The following is a 20,496-nucleotide window of genomic DNA, read 5'->3' as shown; positions in this document are numbered from 1 at the left end:
GCCTCGGCCGCGAAGCCACGACTCCTGCAGTCCCGCAAAAGCTCCCCCTCACCAGCCCTTTCCTTCGCTGCGCGAAAGGGAGGGAGCGCAGCACTGGCGCTCATGCACCTCGTAGGAGCAGCCTCGGCCGCGAAGCCACGACTCCTGCGGTCTCGCAGAGCCACCCCTCCCCTGCCCTCCCCTTCGCTGCGCGAAAGGGAGGGAGCGCAGCACCGGCGCTCATGCACTCCGTAGGCGTGGCCTCGGCCGCGAAGCCACCCTTTCTGCAGTCCCGCAAAGCTACCCCTCCCCAACCCTCCCCTTCGCTACGCGAAAGGGAGGGGGCGCAGCACCAGCGCTCATGCACCCCGTAGGAGCGGCCTCGGCCGCGAAGCCGCGACTCCTGCAGCCCCCGCACAAGCTCCCCTCCCCAGCCCTTTCCTTCGCCGCGCGGAAGGGAGGGAGCGCAGCAACGCCGCGCGTCCCGCATCCATCCACGCACCCAACCCGGTCACCGCCATCGCGCGCCCGATACGCTAGGCTTGTCGCCCCAACGCCAGCAACGGCACACGTCTTGAGAACCGTCCACGCAACCCGCTACATCACACCGCTGCGCGAAGGGGGGTCCCTGCCAGCCGTGATCGAGGCCGACGACGATGGCATGTACGTCATCAAATTCCGTGGCGCCGGCCAGGGACCGAAGGCGCTGATCGCCGAACTGGTCGCCGGCGAACTGGCCCGCGCGCTTGGCTTGCCCATCCCGGAGATCGTCCTGGTCGAACTGGACCGCGAATTCGCGCGCACCGAGCCGGACCCCGAGATCCAGGACCTCATCCGCGCCAGCGAGGGCACCAACCTGGGCAGCGACTACCTGCCCGGTGCGATCAACTACGATCCGGCGGCGATGCAGCCCGATGCCGCGCTGGCCTCGCGCATCGTCTGGTTCGATGCCTACACCAGCAACGTGGACCGCACCGTACGTAACCCCAACCTGATGGTCTGGCACCGCAAGCTGTACCTGATCGACCACGGTGCCGCGCTGTACTTCCACCACGACTGGGAGAACGCCGGCGAGGCCTGCGCCAAGCCCTTCGTCCTCATCCGTGACCATGTGCTGCTGCCCTTCGCCAAGGACATCGCCGGCGCCGACCGCGCACTGGCCCCGCTGCTGACCGATGCGGTCATCGACGACATCGTCGCGCTGATCCCGGATGCCTGGCTGCAGGGCGAGCCGGCGTTTGCCGATGCCGCCAGCTACCGGAAGGCCTACGCCGATTACCTCAAGCGCCGCCTGCAGCTGCGGGATGCATTCGTACAGGAGGCCATCCGTGCCCACGCTGCACACGTATGACTACGCGGTGATCCGCGTCGTGCCGCGGGTCGAGCGTGAGGAATTCATCAATGTCGGCGTGATCGTGTCCTGCCCGAGCGCCGGGCATCTGCAGGCGGCCATCGAGATCGATGAAGCACGCCTGCAGGCGTTCGCCCCGCAACTGGACCTGGAGGCATTGCGCCCCTGGCTGGACGCCATCGTCGCCATCTGCGAAGGCCGCGCCGAAGCCGGCCCGATCGCACAGCTGCCGCCGCGGGCACGCTTCCATTTCCTCACCGCCAAGCGCAGCTCGGTGGTGCAGACCTCGGTGACCCACGTCGGCCGCACCCGCGAACCGGCGGGCATCGTCGAGCACCTGCTCGAGCGGATGGTGCGCGTACCGCGCTGACCGCCAGCACGTACACGGCTGGACAATGGCCCGCATCACGCGGGCCATTGTTCATTCGGCGTCCGTCAAGGCACGCGCGGCATCGCGCAGCGCGAACTTCTGCACCTTGCCGGTGGCCGTCCGCGGCAGCGGCCCGAACACGAAGCGTTTGGGCACCTTGAAACCGGCCAGATTCTGGCGGCAATGCGCCAGGGCTGCGTCCGGGCTGAGGTCCAGTTCGTCCTTCAACTCGACGAAGGCACATGGCGTCTCGCCCCACTTCGGATCCGGCCTGGCCACCACGGCCGCGGCGAGCACCGAAGGGTGGCGGCACAGCACGTCTTCCACTTCCAGCGAGGAAATGTTCTCGCCGCCGGAAATGATCACGTCCTTGGAGCGGTCACGGATCTTCACGTTGCCGTCGGCATACACCACGGCAAGGTCACCGGTGCGGAACCAGCCACCGGAGAAGGCCGCATCGGTGGCGCGGGGGTTCTTCAGGTAGCCCTTCATGGTGATGTTGCCGCGGAACATGATTTCCCCGACGCTGGCGCCGTCCCACGGCACCGGCTGCAGGGTATCGGGGTCCAGCACCTGCATGTCTTCCTGCAACAGGCAGGCCACGCCCTGGCGACTGTTGAGCTCGGCGCGTTCGTCGATGGGCAACTGCGCCCACTCCGGCTTCGGTTGGCAGATCGATGCAGGGCCGTAGACTTCGGTGAGGCCGTAGACGTGGGTGATCTCCACGCCCATGCGCTCCATTTCTTCCAGCACCGCCGCCGGCGGCGCGGCACCGGCCACCTGCCCCTTCACGCCGGCAAGCCCCTGCTTCAGTTCCTCCGGTGCCGCCGCCAACGCGGCATGCACCACCGGCGCACCGCAGTAGTGGGTGACGCCATGTGTGCGCATCAGTTCCAGCACCTGCTTGCGGTCGAATCGCCGCAGGCAGACCTGGGTGCCTGCGACGGCAGCCATCGTCCACGGGAAACACCAGCCGTTGCAGTGGAACATCGGCAGCGTCCACAGGTAGACCGGATGCGGCGGCATGCCCCAATCGATGATGTTGGCCACCGCGTTCAAGTAAGCGCCGCGATGGTGGTAGACCACGCCCTTCGGGTCGCCGGTGGTGCCCGAGGTGTAGTTCAGCGCGATCGCATTCCATTCGTCGCCGGGCAGGCCGTAGGCGAACGTCGGGTCACCGGTTTCCAGCAACGCTTCGTACTCGATCGCACCAAGGAACTCGCCTTCCTCGATGGCCGCATCGTCCACGTCGATGACCTGCGGTGCCTCCCGGCACAGCGCCAGCGCCCGCTTCATCACCGGCGAGAACTCGCGGTCCACGAACACCACCTTGGCCTCGCCGTGGTCCAGCATGAATGCAAGCGTTTCCGCGTCCAGGCGGGTGTTGAGCGTATTGAGCACGGCACCGAGCATGGCCGGGGCGAAGTGCAGCTCGATCATCGCCGGCGTATTGGGCAGCAACGCCGCCACGGTATCGCCTTCGGCCACGCCCATGCGCTGCAATGCCGACGCCAATCGACGGCAACGCGCCTGCACCTGAGCCCAGCTCAGGCGCCGCTCGCCATGCACCACCGCCAACCGCTGCGGGTGCACGGTGGCCGCCTTGCGCAGGAAGCTCAGCGGCGACAACGGCGTGTAGTTGGCCTGGTTGCGGCCAAGATCCTGATACATCGAGGGGCCCTCTCTCCGGTGATGTGCCGGCAGAGAGTCGGGCAGGAGGCGGGGGTTTGTCGCTGCGACCTTAGTCGCAGGGAATTGGCTCATTGTTGGCGGACGGCCCGTCCTGCGTTGGGATCCGCGCCGGAGGTGGCCTCTCCGCCGGCCTGGCGCACGCGCCGTTCATCCTTCCCGGCGCAGCCCCGCAAGCAGCGTTCCCGCAAAGAGAAAGGCGCCGGCAAGCCGGCGCCTTTCTCATTCCAACCGCTGCGGCGATCAGGCTTCCGGCGTGGCCGGTGCCGTTTCATCCGCCGAGGTGTTGGCGTCGTCGTCGAGGACGTCCTCACCGTCGTCCAGCGAGGCATCCAGGCGTTCGACGGCCTGCAGCTTCTCGCCCTTGGACAGGCGGATCAGGGTCACGCCCTGGGTGTTGCGGCCCACGCGCGAGATTTCCGAACCACGGGTACGCACCAGCGTGCCGCCGTCGGAGATCAACAGCACTTCATCGCTGGTGCCCATCAGCACCGCACTGACCAGCTTGCCGTTGCGCTCGCTGGTCTGGATGCCGATCACACCCTGGGTGCCACGACCCTTGCGCGGGTAGTCGGCCAGCGGGGTGCGCTTGCCGTAGCCGTTCTCGGTCGCGGTCAGGATGTAGCGGATGCTGGCATCGTCGCTGCCGTTGTCGACGATCTCGCCGCCATCGGTTGCCACGTCCTCGACGCTGCTGCCCTCGTCCTCGTTCTCGTCCTCGGCGCCGCCGGCGCTTTCGGCCACGATCAGGCTGACCACTTCCTCGCCGTTGGCGAGCTTGATGCCGCGCACACCGGTGGCGGTACGGCCCATCGAGCGGACCCGGTCCTCGCCGAAGCGGACGGTCTTGCCGTTGGACGCGAACAGCAGCACGTCGCGCTCGCCATCGGTCAGGCCAACGCCGACCAGCGCATCGCCTTCATCGAGGTTGATGGCGATCTTGCCGCGCGCCAGACGGAACGCGAACTCGCTCAGCGGCGTCTTCTTGACCGTACCGTTGCGGGTGGCGAAGAACACGAAGTGGTTGTCGTCGTACTCGCGTACCGGCAACACCGCCTGCACGCGCTCGCCGTTCTCCAGCGCGATCCAGTTGATGATCGGGCGGCCGCGCGCGGTGGAGCCGGCCTCCGGCAACTGGTGCACCGGCAGCCAGAACACCTTGCCCGAGCTGGTGAAGGTCAGCAGCGTGTCATGCGTGTTGACCAGCCACAGCTGTTCGATCGAATCCTCGTCCTTGGTCGCCGCCGCACTGCGGCCACGGCCACCGCGACGCTGGGCGCGGTAGGCACTGACCGGCTGGCGCTTGACGTAACCGGCGCGCGACAGCGTCACCACCACGTCTTCCGGCGCGATCAGGTCGAGGATGTCCAGGTCTTCCTCGCTGTGGCGGATCTCGGTGCGGCGCTCGTCGCCGTACTCGACCTTGATGGCGACCAGTTCCTCGCGGATGACCTGGCGCAGGCGCTCCGGGTCTTCCAGGATCTCGATCAGGCCGGCGATCACCACCAGCAGCTGGCGGTATTCCTCGGTCAGGCGGTCCTGCTCCAGCCCGGTCAGGCGGTGCAGGCGCATTTCCAGGATCTGGGTGGCCTGGACTTCGGACAACTGGTAGTTGCCGTTGACCAGGCCGATGCCCTTGGGCAGGTCTTCCGGACGCGACGCCTCGGCACCGGTGGCGGCCAGCAACGAGCCCACCAGGCCCGGCTCCCACACCTTGGCCAGCATGCGCTCCTTGGCCTCGCCCGGGTTGGCCGACGTCTTGATCAGCTCGATCATCTCGTCGATGTTGGCCAATGCGACGGTCAGGCCTTCCAGCACGTGCGCGCGGGCACGGGCCTTGCGCAGTTCGAAGATGGTGCGGCGGGTAACCACTTCACGGCGATGGCGGAGGAAGGACTCCAGCATCTCCTTGAGGTTCATCAACTTCGGGCGGCCGTCGACCAGCGCCACCATGTTGATGCCGAACACCGACTCCATCTGGGTCTGCTGGTACAGGTTGTTGAGCACAACCTCGGCAGACTCACCGCGCTTGATCTCGATGTAGATGCGCATGCCGTCCTTGTCGGACTCATCGCGCAGCTCGCTGATGCCTTCGAGCTTCTTTTCCTTGACCAGCTCGGCGATCTTCTCGATCAACCGCGCCTTGTTCACCTGGTACGGGATCTCGGTGACGATGATCGACTCGCGGCCATTGTCGGCCACTTCGATATCGGCCTTGGCACGGATGCGCACGCGGCCACGGCCGGTGCGGTAGCCGGCGATGATGCCCGCGGTGCCGTTGATGATGCCGGCGGTCGGGAAGTCCGGGCCCGGGATGTATTCCATCAGGCCATCGACATCGATCGACGGGTCGTCGATCAAGGCGATGCAGGCACTGATGGACTCCGCCAGGTTGTGCGGCGGGATGTTGGTGGCCATGCCCACCGCGATGCCGGCCGAACCGTTGACCAGCAGGTTCGGGAACCGGGTCGGCATGACCGTCGGCTCCAGTTCCTTCTCGTCGTAGTTGGGCTGGAAATCGACGGTTTCCTTGTCCAGGTCGGCGATCAGCTCATGCGCCAGGCGCGACATGCGCGCCTCGGTGTATCGCATGGCCGCGGCCGAGTCACCGTCGATCGAACCGAAGTTACCCTGGCCGTCCACCAGCATGTAACGCAGCGAGAACGGCTGCGCCAGACGCACCAGCGTGTCGTACACCGACTGGTCGCCATGCGGGTGGTACTTACCGATGACGTCACCGACGATACGCGCCGACTTGTAGTAGGGCTTGTTGCTGTGCGCGCCCAGTTCGTTCATCGCGAACAGGACACGGCGATGGACCGGCTTGAGGCCATCGCGTGCATCGGGGAGTGCGCGTCCGACGATCACGCTCATGGCGTAATCGAGGTAGCTCTTGCGCATCTCGTCTTCCAGTTTTACCTGGATGATTTCCTTGGCTGTTTCTGCCATTCGGGTTCCGTTGTCTGGTGACGATCCCGTCCGGTGGAGTGGCCTTGGAGGCAACCCCGCCGGAGCCTTGAATCAACCGATGGAGTCTATCACAGACGGGGGTTTTACCGGAACAAATCAGGAACTTAGGCGCCGCTTTCTGGACGATGCCGGCGTGCCGCGCCGGCACGGGAAACACCACGGAGCCAAGCCACGCTCCGCGGGGGCCTTGCCAGGAGCCCCCTTGCCGGGCGTGGCTCGGCACTACCGGGGTGGACGCTGGCTCGGGCCGGGTGCTGGTTCAGGCGAAGGCCGCTGCCATGGCCGCGGCGTCCGGCTTCAGGATCACGCCGCGCTCGGTGACGATGGCATCGATCAGCTCGCCCGGGGTGACATCGAACACCGGGTTCCAGGCTGCAATGCCTTCGGCGACGGTGCGCACGCCACCGACGCCAAACAGCTCGCCCGGATCACGCTGCTCGATCTCGATCTGGTCGCCATGGGCGGTGTTCATGTCCACCGTCGAGGACGGCGCCACCACCATGAACTTGACGCCGTGGTGGCGCGCGGCGATGGCCAACTGGTAGGTGCCGATCTTGTTGGCGGTGTCGCCGTTGGCGCAGATGCGGTCGGCGCCGACGATCACCCACTGCACCGCACCGGTCTTCATCAGGTGCGAGGCGGCCGAGTCGGCGATCAGGGTGGCGTCGATGCCGTCCTGCTGCAGTTCCCACACGGTCAGCCGTGCACCCTGCAGCCACGGCCGGGTTTCGCCGGCAAATACGCGCGCGATGTTGCCCTGCGCCTTGCCGGCGCGGATCACGCCCAGCGCGGTGCCAAAGCCCGCGGTGGCCAGTGAACCGGTGTTGCAATGGGTCAGCACGCCGCTGCCCGGGGCGATCAACCCGGCGCCCAACGCGCCCATGTGCCGGTTGGCCGCGAGGTCCTCGTCGGCGATGGCCTGCGCTTCCAGCGCCAGCACCTGCTTCCAGTCCGCCCCGGCAGTCGCCAGCGCCCGGCGCATGCGCGCCAGCGCCCAGGCCAGGTTGACCGCGGTCGGGCGCGAGGCATTCAGGCGCTCCAGCGCCGGCTCCAGCATCACCAGCGCCGCAGCGCCATCGGCCGCCTGCACTTCACGCGCCGCCAGCACCACGCCCCAGGCCGCGGCGATGCCGATGGCCGGCGCGCCCCGCACGGTCAACGCATGGATGGCCTCGGCCACGGCGTCGCTGTCATGGCACAGCACGTGCTCCACGACGAACGGCAGCTTGCGCTGGTCCAGCAGTTCAAGGGCGTCACCCGTCCAGCGGATCGGGCGGATGTGGTCGTAACGGGCGTAATCGATGGTGGGGATGGCGTTCATCGGGCCATTGTAATCGGCCCGCCTGGCGGCCCGTTCAATCGGCGGAAAATTCCGCCCGGCAGCCTTTGTCGACCCAGATGCCGAAGCGATCCCAGCCCCAGCTGTCGCCCTCGCGGCAGGCCGCGCTGGACAGCTGTTCGACCAGGGTGACCCGGCGGGTGACGCTGACGCCGCATTCGCGGCGCAGCCCGCCCTTGGATTCGCAGACGACGCGGCGCGGGACGTCGACGAAGCCCGAGCCGTCCTCGGCGCCCACCTCGAACTGGCCCTGGCACCCGCGGCTGACCCAGATCTCGTTGCGGTCGTAGCCCCAGCTACGCCCTTCCCGGCACGGCAATACCGACTGCTGGCGCAACAGCCGCACCGGGGCACCACGCAGGACCACCGGGCAGGATTCGTAGCGCCCCTTCGACTCGCAGCGCACCACCCGCCGCGACACCCGCGAGCTGCTGCCACGGCGGGCGAACTCGGCACGACAGCCTTCGCTGACCCAGATCGCGTCGCCCTCCACGCCCCAGCTGGTTTCGCGGATGCAATCACGGCTGGAGAGCTGGCGCACCATCTGCACGCCACGGGAGACATCCATCGGACAGAACACGCGTTCCATCTCGCCGGACTCGCAGCGCACGACCAAGGGCGCCGGGGTGTCAGGCCCGCCCCCCTCCGCTGCAAGCAGCGAAGGCGACACCAGCAACAACAGGCCAAAAACTCCCTTCATCCGATGCTCACGCCCCCTTGCAGCCTTGATGGATTCCGGCACGGGCACAGTGCCCGAGTGGTTGTGATCAAAGCATCATCATCGCCATGCCGGCAAGGCAGGTCCATGACCTGAACGGGTGATTGGCCTGAAATCATCGGCATTACGGGGAATATTCAGATGATTCCCGTTCATCCCGCGATAGCGTCCTCGCCGATGAACGCCGCGTCTGTTCAGGCCATGCGCATCGCAAGACGGTTCAGGCGTTGGCGAAGTCGAACGCCAGCACGTCGGCGATGCGCGAGGTGCCGGCCAACGCCATCAGCAGGCGATCCACGCCCACCGCTACGCCCGCGCAGGCAGGCATCGACGGCAGCGCCGCCAGGAATGCCTCATCCAGCGGCAACACCTCCGCACCACGCGAAGCGCGGATCGCGAGGTCACGCTGGAAGCGCTGGCGCTGCTCCTGCGCGTCGGTCAGCTCGTGGTAGCCGTTGGCCAGTTCGAACGCCCCCAGGTACAACTCGAAGCGCTCGGCCACCGGCGGATCCTCCCTGCGGATCCTGGCCAGTGCCGCCTGGGTGGCGGGCCAGTCATGGATGACGGTGATCTGGTCAGGCAGGAAGTGGGCCTGGATGCGATGGGTCATCAGCAGGTCCAGCCAATCATCGCGGGTCAGGCCCTCGGGCTGGATGCCGACCTCACCCAGCGCCGCGCGCAGGGTGGCTTCATCGGCCAGGAAGGGATCCAGCCCGATCGTCTCCAGGAACAACTGGCGGTAGGTCAGTACGCGCACCGACGCTTCGCGACCCACCGCGGCCAGCGCTTCGCGCACCAGCGCAATGGTTTCCTCGATCAGCTGGTGATGGTCCCAGCCGACGCGGTACCACTCCAGCATGGTGAACTCGGGGTTGTGCCGGCCACCGGCTTCGCCGTTGCGGAACACCCGGCCCAGTTCGTAGCAGTCGCCCACGCCGGCGGCCAGCAGCCGCTTGAGGGGATATTCCGGCGAGGTCCGCAGCCAGCGCAGCGGCGAACCGGCATCCACGTGCCCGGTGAAGCGGGTCTGGAAGCCCTCGATGTTCGGCTCGGTGTTGCCGGCGGCGGACATGATCGGCGTTTCCACCTCCAGCACCTCCCGGCGCGCGAAGAACGCGCGGATCAGTGCATTCAGACGTGCCCGCAGGCGCAATGCCTCGATCACGAGTGCAGCTCCCCGACCGCGTCGACCAGCGGCAACGTCAGGATGTCGCGTGCGTCATCGCGATACCCGGCCGACAGGTACAGCGACTTGGCCCGCGCGTTGTGGTGATTGACCTCCAGCCGGATCACCGCCGCGCCCTGCCCTGCGGCCCAGTCCCGCGCCAGCGCCAATGCCTGCCGGCCCCAACCACGGCCACGCGCGGCGGGCGCCAGGTACAACTCGTCGAGCAGAACGAAACGCCCTCCCTGCTCGACGCTGAAACACCACCCCAGGGTCACGTAACCCGCGTCGGCAACCGCCTCGGAGGACAACAGCAGGACGGCGCCGCAGCGCTCATCCTCCAGCACCGTGCGCAGGCCGGGCTCGACCAGCGCGGGCTGGTAGGTGATGCGGTCTTCGGCGTAGAAATCACGGACCATGCCGATGATGCGCGGGAAGTCCTGCGCGTCGGCGACACGGCATTTCAGTTCGTCGCTCATGCCTGCTTCCCGTTCTCGGCGAGGAAGGCCAGCAGCCGGGCTTCATCCCACACCGCCACGCCCAGTTCATTGGCCTTGTCCAGTTTGGAACCGGCCTCGGTGCCGGCGACGACGAAGCTGGTCTTCTTCGACACGCTGCCGGCGACCTTGGCGCCCAGCGCCTCCAGCTGCGCCTTGGCGTCGTCGCGGTTCATCTGCGCCAGCGTGCCGGTCAGCACCACGGTCTGGCCTTCCAGCGGACCGGCCGCCTGCTGCTGCGCCTCGGGCGTCAGCGCCAGCAACTGCTGCAACGCAGCCCCGGCGGCGGAGAACAAGGCTGCGTTGGCATCCACGTCCAGCCATGCCACCAGCGCATTGGCGGTCTCCGCCGGCAATCCGGCGGTGACGAAGTTGTGCGCGCTTTCGTCGCGGATCGCCTCGGCCGAGGGGAACGCTTCGGCCAACTGCTTGGCCCGTACCGGCGTGACCTTGGGAATCTCCAGGTCCTGCAGCAGGTTGGCCAGGTTCAGCTCGGCGCGCAGCTTGGCGTGGGGGGCGTGTGCATCGGTGATCTGCACGCCACGCGCCAGTAACGCATCGATGGCCTGCTGGTTGCCCGGCTGCGCCATGAAGTGGCCGATCGAACGCGCGACTTCGCCACCGATGTCGGGCACCCGCTTGAACAGCGGCCACGGCATGCGGCGGATCAGCGCCAGGTCACCAAACCAGACCGACAACGCCTTGGCCGTGCTCTCGCCGACGTGCTCGATGCCCAGCGCGAACAGCAGCCGGCTGAGCGTGGTACTGCGGCTGTTGGCGATGGCGGCGATGAGGTTGTCGGCCCACTTGGTCGCGATCTTCTTCGTGTTCCATTCGAAACGGGCGGGCACCGACAATGCCTGCGCACGCCAGCCGGCGTCGGCCACGTCCAGCCGGAGGATCTGGTTCAGCGTCCCGCCGCTGCCTTCCGGTGCCAGATGCAGGCTGAGCTGCGACGCCAAGGCCTCCGGCGATTCGGCATCCAGCGCCAGCTTCAGCACCAGCAACTGGTCGCGCTGCAGCGCGTACAGGTCGGCCACGCCGCGCACGATGCCGGCATCCACCAGCGTCTCGATGTACTTGTCACCGAGCCCATCGATGTCCATGGCCTTGCGCGAGGCGAAATGGGCAATGGCCTCCTTGCGCTGCGCCGGGCAGCTCAGCTCACCGGAGCAACGCCATACCGCCTCGCCTTCCTCGCGGACGATTTCCGAACCGCACACCGGGCAGTTGGCCGGCATCTGCCACGGCGTGGTGCCCTCGGGGCGGCGGTCGGTGATGACGCTGACCACTTCCGGGATCACGTCACCGGCACGGCGCACGATCACCGTGTCGCCGACGCGCACGTCCAACCGCGCGATCTGGTCGGCGTTGTGCAGGGTGGCGTTGGTCACCACCACGCCGGCCACGTGCACCGGCTTCAGGCGGGCCACCGGCGTCGCCGCGCCGGTGCGGCCGATCTGGATCTCGATGGCCTCGACCGTGGTGGTCTGCTCCTGCGCCGGGAACTTGTGGGCGATGGCCCAACGCGGCGCGCGCGCAACGAAGCCCATTTCCTGCTGGCCTTCGCGGTCATCGAGCTTGTAGACCACGCCATCGATGTCGAAGGCCAGGCCGTCGCGGCGCGCGCCGATGTCGCGGTAATACGCCAGCAGGCCATCGGCACCTTCCACCACCTGGCACAGGTCGCTGACCGGGAAGCCCCAGCGCGCCAGCTGCGCGAGCGTGCCGGAATGGGTCGGCGGCAGTTCACCGTCCACTTCGCCCAGACCGTAGGCATAGAAGCTCAGCGGGCGTTGGGCGCTGATCTTCGGGTCCAGCTGGCGCAGCGAGCCAGCCGCGCCGTTGCGCGGGTTGGCCAGCACCTTGCCGCCGTGCAGGCGCGCCTGCTCGTTGTAGCGCTCGAAGTCCGCGCGCGGCATGTAGACCTCGCCGCGCACTTCCAGCACGTCCGGCCAGCCCTCGCCCTGCAACTGCTGCGGGATCACCTTGATCTGGCGCAGGTTGGCGCTGACGTCCTCGCCGGTGGCACCGTCGCCACGGGTCGCGCCCTGCACGAACACGCCGTTTTCGTAGCGCAGGTTGATCGCCAGGCCGTCGAGCTTGGGCTCGGCGGAGAACATCAGCGTCGGCCGGCGCAGGCGCTCGTCGATGCGGCGCACGAAGTCACGCACTTCCTCGTCGCTGAAGGCATTGCCCAGCGACAGCATCGGCACCGCATGCACGACCTCGGGAAACCGCGAGGACGCCTTGCCGCCCACCGCATGGGTCACCGAGTCGGGCGAATCCAACTCCGGATGCGCCGCCTCCAGCGCCTCCAACTCACGGATGAGGTGGTCGTACTCGGCGTCGGGAATGATCTGTTCGTCGCGCTCGTGATAGGCGCGTGAAGCGTCGGTCAGCAGCTTTCGCAGCTCGGCGACGCGCTGGGAGGCGGGGGTGTTGGAAGTCATGCGGTGATTTTAAACCGCGAGGGTGTGGATGCGATGAGGGCCGGAGCCGTTGTGGTCGCGTTGGCGGCAATACCTGCCAACGGAGGTTCTCATCTGCGGCCCGAGGAAGATGCGAAAGGCCCCCTCCCCGGCCCTCCCCTTGCCTGCGGCAAAGGGAGGGGGAAGATCACCAGCGCGGCGACTTGGTCAGCGGCGGCGCCTGGTGCTGGCGGTCGTAGGCGCGCAGCTCGTCGCGGATATGCGCGATGCGTTGGCGGCCGAGGGCGTTGCGGCTGTCATCCAGCACCACGCCGTCGAGCAGCTCGCCCATGCGCTGCACGGTCGGCAGCATCTTTTCCCAGGCATCCAGCGCGGTCATCGGCGCCGGCAAGGTCAGGAAGAAAGCAATGGCCGGGGTCTCCATCTCACGAATGTTGGCCATGTCGAAACTCCCCGGCTTCATGATGCTGGCCATCGAGAAGATCGGCCCCCGCTCCGGGTGGCCCTCGACCAAGCGGTGGAACACGCCCATGTAACCGAAGACCAGCCCGGTCTTCTCGGCAGCCACCACGATGTCTTCGCCACGCAGCACCTGGCCGGCGCGGGCGGCGACGTACAGGGAAACGATCTTGTCGAAATCCTGGCTCGGGCGCTTGCCCAGGTCGCTGCCACCGGCCGGCTCGGTGTCGGGCAGGCCCAGCTCGGCCTGGGTTACCGGTTCGCCATCGGCACCTTCGCCCGGCGCACCGCCCTCTTCCACCGCGCCCAGTACCGGCTCACGCCGCGACGGGCGCTCGGCGGTGTCCACCGGCTCCTTGCGCTTGCCCTGCGCCGCCTTGCGGGGGCGGCCAAACAGGAAGATGGCTGCAATCAGCAGCAGTCCGGCAACCAGAATGCCGATACGCAACAGTGCCATGTCGGACATGCGTGGGAATCTCCGGGTAAATCGTTCAGGTGGCTAAAGAATGGCACGTCAGGCCGCGCCCGCCAATCGCGCGGCTTCTTCCAGGTCCACGCTGACCAGACGGCTGACGCCCGGCTCGCGCATGGTCACGCCGGAGAGCTGGTGGGCAGCCTCCATGGTGGCCTTGTTATGGCTGACGAACAGGAACTGCACCTTCTCGCTCATTTCCTTGACCATGTTGGCCAGGCGGCCGACGTTGGCCTCGTCCAGCGGTGCGTCCACCTCGTCCAGCAGGCAGAACGGGGCCGGGTTGAGCTGGAAGATGGCAAACACCAGCGCCACCGCGGTCATCGCCTTCTCGCCGCCGGACAGCAGCGAGATGCTGGACACGCGCTTGCCCGGTGGGCGCGCCATGATGGTCACGCCGGTGTCGAGCAGGTCTTCGCCGGTCAGCTCCAGGTAGGCATGGCCGCCGCCGAACAGGCGCGGGTACAGTGCCTGCACGCCGGTGTTGACGCGGTCGAAGGTGTCCTTGAAACGGCCGCGGGTCTCGCGGTCGATCTTGCGGATGGCGTCTTCCAGCGTCTCCAGCGCGGTGGTCAGGTCCACGTTCTGCGCGTCCAGGTACTCCGAGCGCTGCGACGCCTCGCCGTACTCCTGGATCGCCGCCAGATTGACCGGTTCCAGCCGGCGCATGCGCGCGTCGATCTGGTGCACGGCCTGCTCCCAGTCGGACAGGCGCGCGTCCTCGGGCAGCGTGTTGATCACGTCCTGCAGGACGAACCCGGCCTTCTCGACCGCGCCGGACAACTGCTCGGCGCTGAGCACCAGCGCCTGCTGGTCCAGCTTGCGCTGGGAAATGCGTTCGCGCTGGGCCAGCGCCTGCTCGTCGCGCTGCTGGCGGGTCTGCTCCAGCTTGCGCAGCTCGGCGTCCACGCTCTCCAGCAGCGCCCGCGCCTCGCCCAGCACGCGCTCCACGCGAACCCGCTCGCCCAATGCGTTCTGGTGCTCGGCTTCCAGCGCCTGCACCGGCGTGTCACCGTCATCCAGCTGCGAATGCAGTTCGCCCAGGCGCGAATCCAGTTGCCCGCGCTGGCTGCTCATGCGCTCCAGCGCCTGGCTCAACGAGGCGATCTGGGTGCGCTGCGACTCCAGCGTCAGGGCCAATGCATGCATGTTGTCGCGCACGCTGCGCGCACCGTCGCGGGCCAGGTCACGTGCTTCGGTCAGCTGCCGGCGTTCGCTTTCCAGCGTCTGCTTGCCCGACTCCAGGTCGCCCATGCTCGACACCGCATCTTCCAGCCGCACGCGCGCCTCGCTGGCCTGCTCGCGGCTTTCATCCAGTGCTTCGAGCAGCTGGGCCAACTCGTTCTCGATGCGCTCGATGCGGGTCCGCGCAGCATCCACGCGCCCCTGCTGGCTCTGCAGTTGCCCCGCCAGTTCCGACGTCGCGCGGTGCGCCTGGTACAGGGCCCGCTGCGCTTCCTCGCGGTGCTGCTCTGCGGCCAGCAACTGCTCGCGCAGGCTGGCCAGCTGTTCGACCAGCTCACCTTCCCGGGCCTGCAGGCCCTCGATCTGCTCACGCAGGGAGACGATCTCGCGCTCACGCAGCAGCGCACCCTGCTGGGCGGCACCGGAATGGGACACCTGAAGCCAACCATCGCCCAACCGCTCGCCGTCACGGGTGATGACCGCATCGCCCGCCGGCAGCTTGGCCTGTAACGCCCGCGCCTGGGGCAGGTCCTCGGCCGCGTGCAGATGCATCAGCAGACGGCGGATGGCCAACGGCCCCTGCACCTTGGCGGCCAGCGAGGTCGCGGCGAAATCCGCCTTGCCTTCGTCGGCCGACACCAGCGTGATGCGGCCTTCGCCGAGTTCGCCCAGCGCTTCGACCAGGGTTTCCGGCGCTTCCACCAGCACGCCCTCGATCAGCTGGCCCAACGCGCTTTCCACCGCGTTTTCCCAACCGCCTTCGACACTGATGCGCTCGCCCACACGCGCCGCCGAATCCAGCCCGCGCGCCTTCAACCAGGCCACCGCGGCACCCTGCTCCTGGCCCAGCGCCGCCTGCTGCAGCGCTTCCAGCGAGGACAACCGGCCGCGCGCGGCCTGCACCTGCTGGCGCACGTCGGCCAGCTCGGACTGGCTGCCGCGCTGCGTTTCCTGCAACGTCGCGGCGGCCTCCTTGCGGGATTCGACCTGCTCGCTCAGTTCGTCGACCGTGGTCTTCTGGGTTTCATGCTGCAGTTGCAGTTGCTCGAAGGCCTCGGCCAGCGCGTCCAGGTCCAGGCTGGCACGCTCGGCGCTGAGGGCTTCGCGGCGGCGATCGGCTTCCAGGATCTGTCGATCCAGGTAGTCCACGCGGGTGCGCTCGACTTCGCCGGAACGGGTGGCTTCGGAGGTGTTGCGGGTGTGCGCCTCCCAGCGCAGCTGCCAGTCGGCCAGCCGGGCCTCGGCCTCACGCAGGGCTTCCTGGCGGAATTCGTTCTCTTCCTGCAACTGCTCCAGCTTCGGCTCGGCCTCGTCGACCGCTTCACGCAGCACGATCAGGCGGGCTTCGTCGCCGCTGATGTGCTGGCCCAGGTCGGCCAGCGCCTGCCGGGTCTCGTCACGCGCCTTGTGCAGGCGTTGCGCCATCTCGCGCTGGTGCTGGATCTGCTGTTCGAGGCGGGCCAGCGTGCTGCCCACCTGATAGACGTCGGCCTGGGCGCGATTGAGCGCCTCGGCGGCCTCCTCGCGGCGCACGCGGCCGGTCTCGATGCCGCTCTCGGCCTCGCGCTGCTCGGCGATCAGCTGCTGCAGCTTGGTTTCCTCCCGCGACAGCGCCTCGCGCAGCCCACCCAGGCGGCCATCCAGCCCACGGAACTCCAACGCCTTCCATTCGGCATCCTTGACCCGGCGCTCTTCCTGCAAGGCCTGGTACTGCTCGGCCTGCCTGGCCTGGCGCTTGAGGTGCTCCAGCTGCTTGCCGATCTCCTCGCGCAGGTCGTTCAGGCGGTCCAGGTTCTCGCGGGTGTGGCGGATGCGGGTCTCGGTTTCCTTGCGGCGCTCCTTGTACTTGGAGATGCCGGCCGCCTCCTCCAGATACACGCGCAGGTCTTCCGGGCGCGCCTCGATGATCTGGCTGATCATGCCCTGCTCGATGATCGAGTAGCTGCGCGGCCCAAGGCCGGTACCCAGGAACAGGTCGGTGATGTCGCGACGCCGGCACTTGGTGCCGTTCAAGTAATAGTTGCTGCTGCCGTCGCGGCTGACGGTGCGCTTGACCGAGATCTCGGTGAACGAGGCGTACTCGCCGGAAATGGTGTGGTCGGAATTGTCGAAGATCAGCTCGACCGTGGCCTGCGACACCGGCTTGCGCCCGGAGGCGCCGGAAAAGATCACGTCGGTCAGCGAATCGCCGCGCAGGCGGCTGGCCGAGCTCTCGCCCATCACCCAGCGCACCGCGTCGATGATGTTGGACTTGCCACAGCCGTTCGGGCCGACCACGCCGGTCATGTTGGTCGGCAGGTGCAGCGTCGTGGGATCGACGAACGACTTGAAACCAGAGAGCTTGATCGTGGATAGACGCATGGATTCGGGCTGTTGGCGGGCCCCGGCGTTCCAGCCGTTGCCCGGAGGGAAACTCCGGAGGTTCCGCTTCCGCCCCCAAGTCATTGATATCCGAGGAGATTCAATGTTCACGAGGCGGCATTGGCAACCGAGTATAGCGACACCCTTGGTTCACGGGCGGTCGGCGGCGGCCGGGCAAAAGAAACGGGCGCCTTTCGGCGCCCGTTCTTTGCAACCCGTGCGGCAGGATCAGGCGTCGGCTTCGACGATGACCTTGACGGTGGTTTCCACGTCGGCGTGCAGCTTGACGATCACGTCGTACTCGCCCACGTTGCGGAACGCGCCTTCGCCCAGGATCACTTCGCTCTTGCTCAGCTCCAGGCCGGCAGCGGTGAAGGCTTCGGCGATGTCGCGCGGGCCAACCGAACCGTACAGCTTGCCTTCGGTCGAAGCGTGCGCACCGATGGTGACGCTGGCGCCTTCGAACTTAGCAGCGCGGCCTTCGGCGCCGTCATGGGCGGCCTTGGCCTTGGCTTCGTACTCGGCGCGCTTGGCTTCGAACTCGGCAACGTTGCTCTCGGTGGCCGGGACGGCCTTGCCCTGCGGCACGAGGAAGTTGCGGCCGTAGCCCGGCTTCACGTCGACCAGGTCGCCCAGGCCGCCGAGGTTGGTCACTTTCTGCAGGAGAATCAGCTTCATTGGTAGTGCTCCGTTATTCGTTAGCGGCACCCGGGGGCGCCGCAACGCTTGCTGTCCGAATGGACGGTGTAGAGAAGACCGGAGCGCCCGAACCGGCAGGGCCGGCCAGCGCTCCGCGCCTTATCAGACGTCGTGGTTGTCCGTGTACGGGATCAGGGCCAGGAAACGGGCGCGCTTGACGGCCGTCGACAGCTGGCGCTGGTACTTGGACTTGGTGCCGGTGACGCGGCTCGGGACGATCTTGCCATTCTCGGTCAGGTACTGGCGCAGGGTGTTGAGATCCTTGTAATCGATCTCCTTCACGCCTTCGGCGGTGAACTTGCAGAACTTACGGCGACGGAAGAACTTGGACATGAAAGTGCTCCTTATTCAGCAGAAGCGGCGTCGTCGCCGGCTTCGTCGTTGTTGGAAGTGGCACCTTCTTCGTCGTCACGACGACGACGCTCGCCACGCTCGGGCTTGTCACCCTTCTCGTCCTTGCTCTTCATGATCAGCGACTGCTCGGTGTCAGCCTCGTCACGCTTGATGACCAGGTTGCGCAGCACGGCGTCGTTGAAGCGGAAGCTTTCGGTCAGCTCGTTCAGGACCGACTGGTCGGCTTCGATGTTCAGCAGAACATAGTGGGCCTTGACCAGGTTCTGGATCGGGTACGCCAGCTGGCGGCGACCCCAGTCTTCCAGACGGTGGATGGTGCCGTTGCCGGCTTCGACCAGCGCCTTGTAGCGCTCGATCATGGCGGGAACCTGTTCGCTCTGGTCCGGGTGGACCAGGAACACGACTTCGTAATGACGACTCATGTTTTCATACCTTTCGGATGTAGCCCTTGCGGGCCGGACAGCCCCCCGCCGTGGATTGCGGTGGGGCAAGGGATCCCGCGCCGGGGCGCAGGAAGCCGGCAATTATCCACCCGAACCGGCCCGCAGGCAAGTCAGGCAGTGCGTCCGGCTGAACACAGCATCCGATGCTTGCACCCGGCCCGACCAATCAACTGCTGCGCCGCAGCAAGTACACTCTGTAACCGCTTTCACGCCGCACCCGGAGCCCTCGTGCCCCCTCTGCCCTCCCTGGCCGCCTCGCTGAGCCCGCGCCAACGCACCTTCATCCTCCTCGCCCTCTCCCTCGGCGGCTTCGCCATCGGCACCAGCGAATTCGCCAGCATGGGCCTGATGCTGGAGATCAGCCGTGGCCTGGCCATCAGCGAAGCCCAGGTCGGCCACCTGATCAGCGCCTACGCGATCGGCGTGGTGGTGGGCGCGCCGGTACTGGCCTTCGCCGGCGCCAGCGTGAGCCGGCGCACCCTGCTGTTGTGGCTGATGGGCTTCTATGCCGCTGGTAACCTGGCCAGCGCCCTGGCGCCGAACTACGCCACGATGCTGCTGGCCCGCTTCGTGGCCGGCCTGCCGCATGGCGCCTATTTCGGCGTGGCGATGCTGGTGGCCGCCTCGATCAGCCCGCCCGAACAGCGCGGCTCGGCCGTCTCGCGGGTGCTGCTGGGACTGTCCATCGCCATCCTGGTCGGCAATCCATTGACGACCTGGCTGGGCCAGCAGTTCACCTGGCGCACCGCCTTCGGCCTGGTCAGCCTGCTGGCCATCGCCACCGTGCTGATGGTCGCCCGCCAGCTGGCCCCCGACCCGAACGAGGCGCGCACCACGCCGATGCGCGAGCTGCGCGCCTTCAACACGCCGCAGGTCTGGCTGGCGCTGGCGATCGGCGCGATCGGCTTCGCCGGCATGTTCTGCGTATTCACCTACCTCGCACCGACCCTGGTGCATGTCACCGGCGTGGACGAACGCTGGATGCCGGTGGCGGTCTGCCTGTTCGGCGTGGGCGCCATCATCGGCAACGTGGCCGGCGGCAAGCTGGTGGACCGGTTGCAGTTCCGCGCCGCCGGCGTGTTGCTGGCCTGGTCGATCGTGGTGTTGCTGCTGTACCCGCTGGCCGCGCACTCGGCCTGGGCGATGGTGCCGGCAGTGATCGCGGTGGGCACCATGGGCGCCCTGGCCGCGGCCCTGCAGACCCGCCTGATGGACGCCGCCGGCGAGGCCCAGACGCTGGCCGCGGCGTCGAACCATGCCGCGTTCAACACCGCCAATGCGCTGGGTCCCTGGCTGGGCGGCATGGCGATCGGTGCAGGTTTCGGCTATGGCTCGACCGGCTGGGTCGGCGCCGCGACGGCGGCGGTCGGCCTGCTGCTGTGGGGCGTGGCGGTGGCGCTGGAGCGTCGCCAGACGCCGGCAGGACAAACCTGCACGTAATGCCGAGCCATGCCCGGCACGCTTGCTGGGCACGGACGCCCGGCGGGAATCCGTCGGGCAAGGCCGCAGTGGCGCGCGGTTCGGCGCCAGCGCGGCTGGGCGGTCGACTCAGCCCAGGGCTTCGTCGGTGGTGAAGCTCTCCCCGCACCCGCATTCGGCGGCGGCGTTGGGATTGTTGAAGGTGAAGGTCTCGCTGAGGCCATGCTTGCCGAAGTCGATCTCGGTGCCATCCACCAGCGGCAGGCTCTGCGCGTCGACGTAGATGCGCACCCCGTCCTGCTCGAACACGGTATCGCCTTCACGCTGGTCCTTGGCCAGGTCGGTGATGTGCCCCCAACCGGAGCAACCCGTGCGGGTCACGCCAAAACGCAGGCCCAACGCGCCGGGCGTGGAACTGACGAAGCGCTGCACGCGCGAATGGGCGACGGGGGTCAGATGAACAGCCATGCGGGGCGACTCCAGCGGATTTACGGTCCAATTATAGATGTGGCCAGGCTCCGGGAAGCGCAAGCGTTGATAAATGCCTCGCGTGCCCGGCGTTTAGGCCGCTAAAATCACGCATTCACAGATCGA

At 67.5% G+C, this 20,496-nt stretch carries 16 protein-coding genes; 3 read left to right on the top strand and 13 right to left on the bottom strand.

Annotated elements, in window-relative coordinates; translation table 11 throughout:
• The first annotated feature begins 553 nt into the window (after positions 1-553).
• Entirely contained in the window at positions 554-1,330 is a 777-nt protein-coding gene (locus tag IB227_RS18100; RefSeq protein WP_192288536.1) for a HipA family kinase, read from the top strand.
• Positions 1,308-1,700, top strand: a complete 393-nt coding sequence (locus IB227_RS18095; protein ID WP_192288535.1) for a DUF3037 domain-containing protein — start codon at positions 1,308-1,310, stop codon at positions 1,698-1,700. Before IB227_RS18100 ends, IB227_RS18095 begins: the two co-directional genes overlap by 23 nt.
• A gap of 51 nt (positions 1,701-1,751) precedes the next feature.
• Here the strand turns inward: IB227_RS18095 and IB227_RS18090 are convergent, their stop codons facing one another.
• From IB227_RS18090 to rpsF, 12 genes are all read right to left on the bottom strand, one after another.
• Complete coding sequence (locus IB227_RS18090) at positions 1,752-3,371, bottom strand: acyl-CoA synthetase (RefSeq protein WP_192288534.1); 1,620 nt, start codon at positions 3,369-3,371, stop codon at positions 1,752-1,754.
• Positions 3,372-3,632: 261 nt separating this feature from the next.
• Positions 3,633-6,338 (bottom strand): DNA gyrase subunit A, encoded by a 2,706-nt coding sequence (gene gyrA / locus IB227_RS18085; RefSeq protein WP_192288533.1) that lies wholly within the window; start codon positions 6,336-6,338, stop codon positions 3,633-3,635.
• A gap of 280 nt (positions 6,339-6,618) precedes the next feature.
• Positions 6,619-7,680, bottom strand: a complete 1,062-nt coding sequence (gene mtnA, locus IB227_RS18080) for an S-methyl-5-thioribose-1-phosphate isomerase (protein WP_192288532.1) — start codon at positions 7,678-7,680, stop codon at positions 6,619-6,621.
• A gap of 34 nt (positions 7,681-7,714) precedes the next feature.
• Positions 7,715-8,398, bottom strand: coding sequence for a DUF3011 domain-containing protein (locus IB227_RS18075; protein ID WP_192288531.1), 684 nt, complete (start codon positions 8,396-8,398; stop codon positions 7,715-7,717).
• Between the two features lie 238 nt (positions 8,399-8,636).
• Entirely contained in the window at positions 8,637-9,581 is a 945-nt protein-coding gene (gene epmA / locus IB227_RS18070; protein ID WP_192288530.1) for an EF-P lysine aminoacylase EpmA, read from the bottom strand.
• Positions 9,578-10,060 carry a GNAT family N-acetyltransferase gene (locus tag IB227_RS18065; protein WP_192288529.1) on the bottom strand — a complete coding sequence of 161 codons (483 nt, stop codon included), beginning with the start codon at positions 10,058-10,060 and terminating at the stop codon, positions 9,578-9,580. Before IB227_RS18065 ends, epmA begins: the two co-directional genes overlap by 4 nt.
• Positions 10,057-12,531 (bottom strand): NAD-dependent DNA ligase LigA, encoded by a 2,475-nt coding sequence (gene ligA, locus IB227_RS18060; protein ID WP_192288528.1) that lies wholly within the window; start codon positions 12,529-12,531, stop codon positions 10,057-10,059. The genes IB227_RS18065 and ligA overlap by 4 nt, the downstream gene beginning before the upstream one ends.
• Positions 12,532-12,697: 166 nt before the next feature.
• Positions 12,698-13,435 (bottom strand): cell division protein ZipA, encoded by a 738-nt coding sequence (gene zipA / locus IB227_RS18055; RefSeq protein ID WP_132864249.1) that lies wholly within the window; start codon positions 13,433-13,435, stop codon positions 12,698-12,700.
• Between the two features lie 48 nt (positions 13,436-13,483).
• A complete protein-coding gene (gene smc / locus IB227_RS18050; protein ID WP_192288527.1) occupies positions 13,484-16,987 on the bottom strand; it encodes a chromosome segregation protein SMC in 3,504 nt (1,167 codons plus the stop codon).
• 228 nt (positions 16,988-17,215) lie between these two features.
• The gene (gene rplI / locus IB227_RS18045) at positions 17,216-17,665 is read right to left on the bottom strand and encodes a 50S ribosomal protein L9 (protein WP_192288526.1); all 450 of its coding nucleotides are present in this window, start codon (positions 17,663-17,665) and stop codon (positions 17,216-17,218) included.
• Positions 17,666-17,788: 123 nt separating this feature from the next.
• Positions 17,789-18,019: a 30S ribosomal protein S18 gene (gene rpsR, locus IB227_RS18040; protein WP_054666474.1), complete on the bottom strand. Its 231-nt coding sequence runs from the start codon at positions 18,017-18,019 to the stop codon at positions 17,789-17,791.
• 11 nt (positions 18,020-18,030) lie between these two features.
• The gene (gene rpsF / locus IB227_RS18035; protein WP_132864252.1) at positions 18,031-18,462 is read right to left on the bottom strand and encodes a 30S ribosomal protein S6; all 432 of its coding nucleotides are present in this window, start codon (positions 18,460-18,462) and stop codon (positions 18,031-18,033) included.
• A gap of 249 nt (positions 18,463-18,711) precedes the next feature.
• Between rpsF and IB227_RS18030 the strand changes: the two genes are divergently transcribed.
• Positions 18,712-19,923 carry an MFS transporter gene (locus IB227_RS18030; RefSeq protein ID WP_192288525.1) on the top strand — a complete coding sequence of 404 codons (1,212 nt, stop codon included), beginning with the start codon at positions 18,712-18,714 and terminating at the stop codon, positions 19,921-19,923.
• A gap of 108 nt (positions 19,924-20,031) precedes the next feature.
• Here the strand turns inward: IB227_RS18030 and IB227_RS18025 are convergent, their stop codons facing one another.
• Entirely contained in the window at positions 20,032-20,370 is a 339-nt protein-coding gene (locus IB227_RS18025) for an iron-sulfur cluster assembly accessory protein (RefSeq protein ID WP_132864254.1), read from the bottom strand.
• Positions 20,371-20,496 lie beyond the last annotated feature (126 nt).

Origin of the sequence: Stenotrophomonas sp. STM01, assembly GCF_014852135.1 — a bacterium.
In the GTDB taxonomy this organism is placed as follows: domain Bacteria; phylum Pseudomonadota; class Gammaproteobacteria; order Xanthomonadales; family Xanthomonadaceae; genus Stenotrophomonas; species Stenotrophomonas capsici.
Note: the sequence above shows the minus strand (reverse complement) of the source record. Positions and strands in the feature narration are given on the sequence as shown.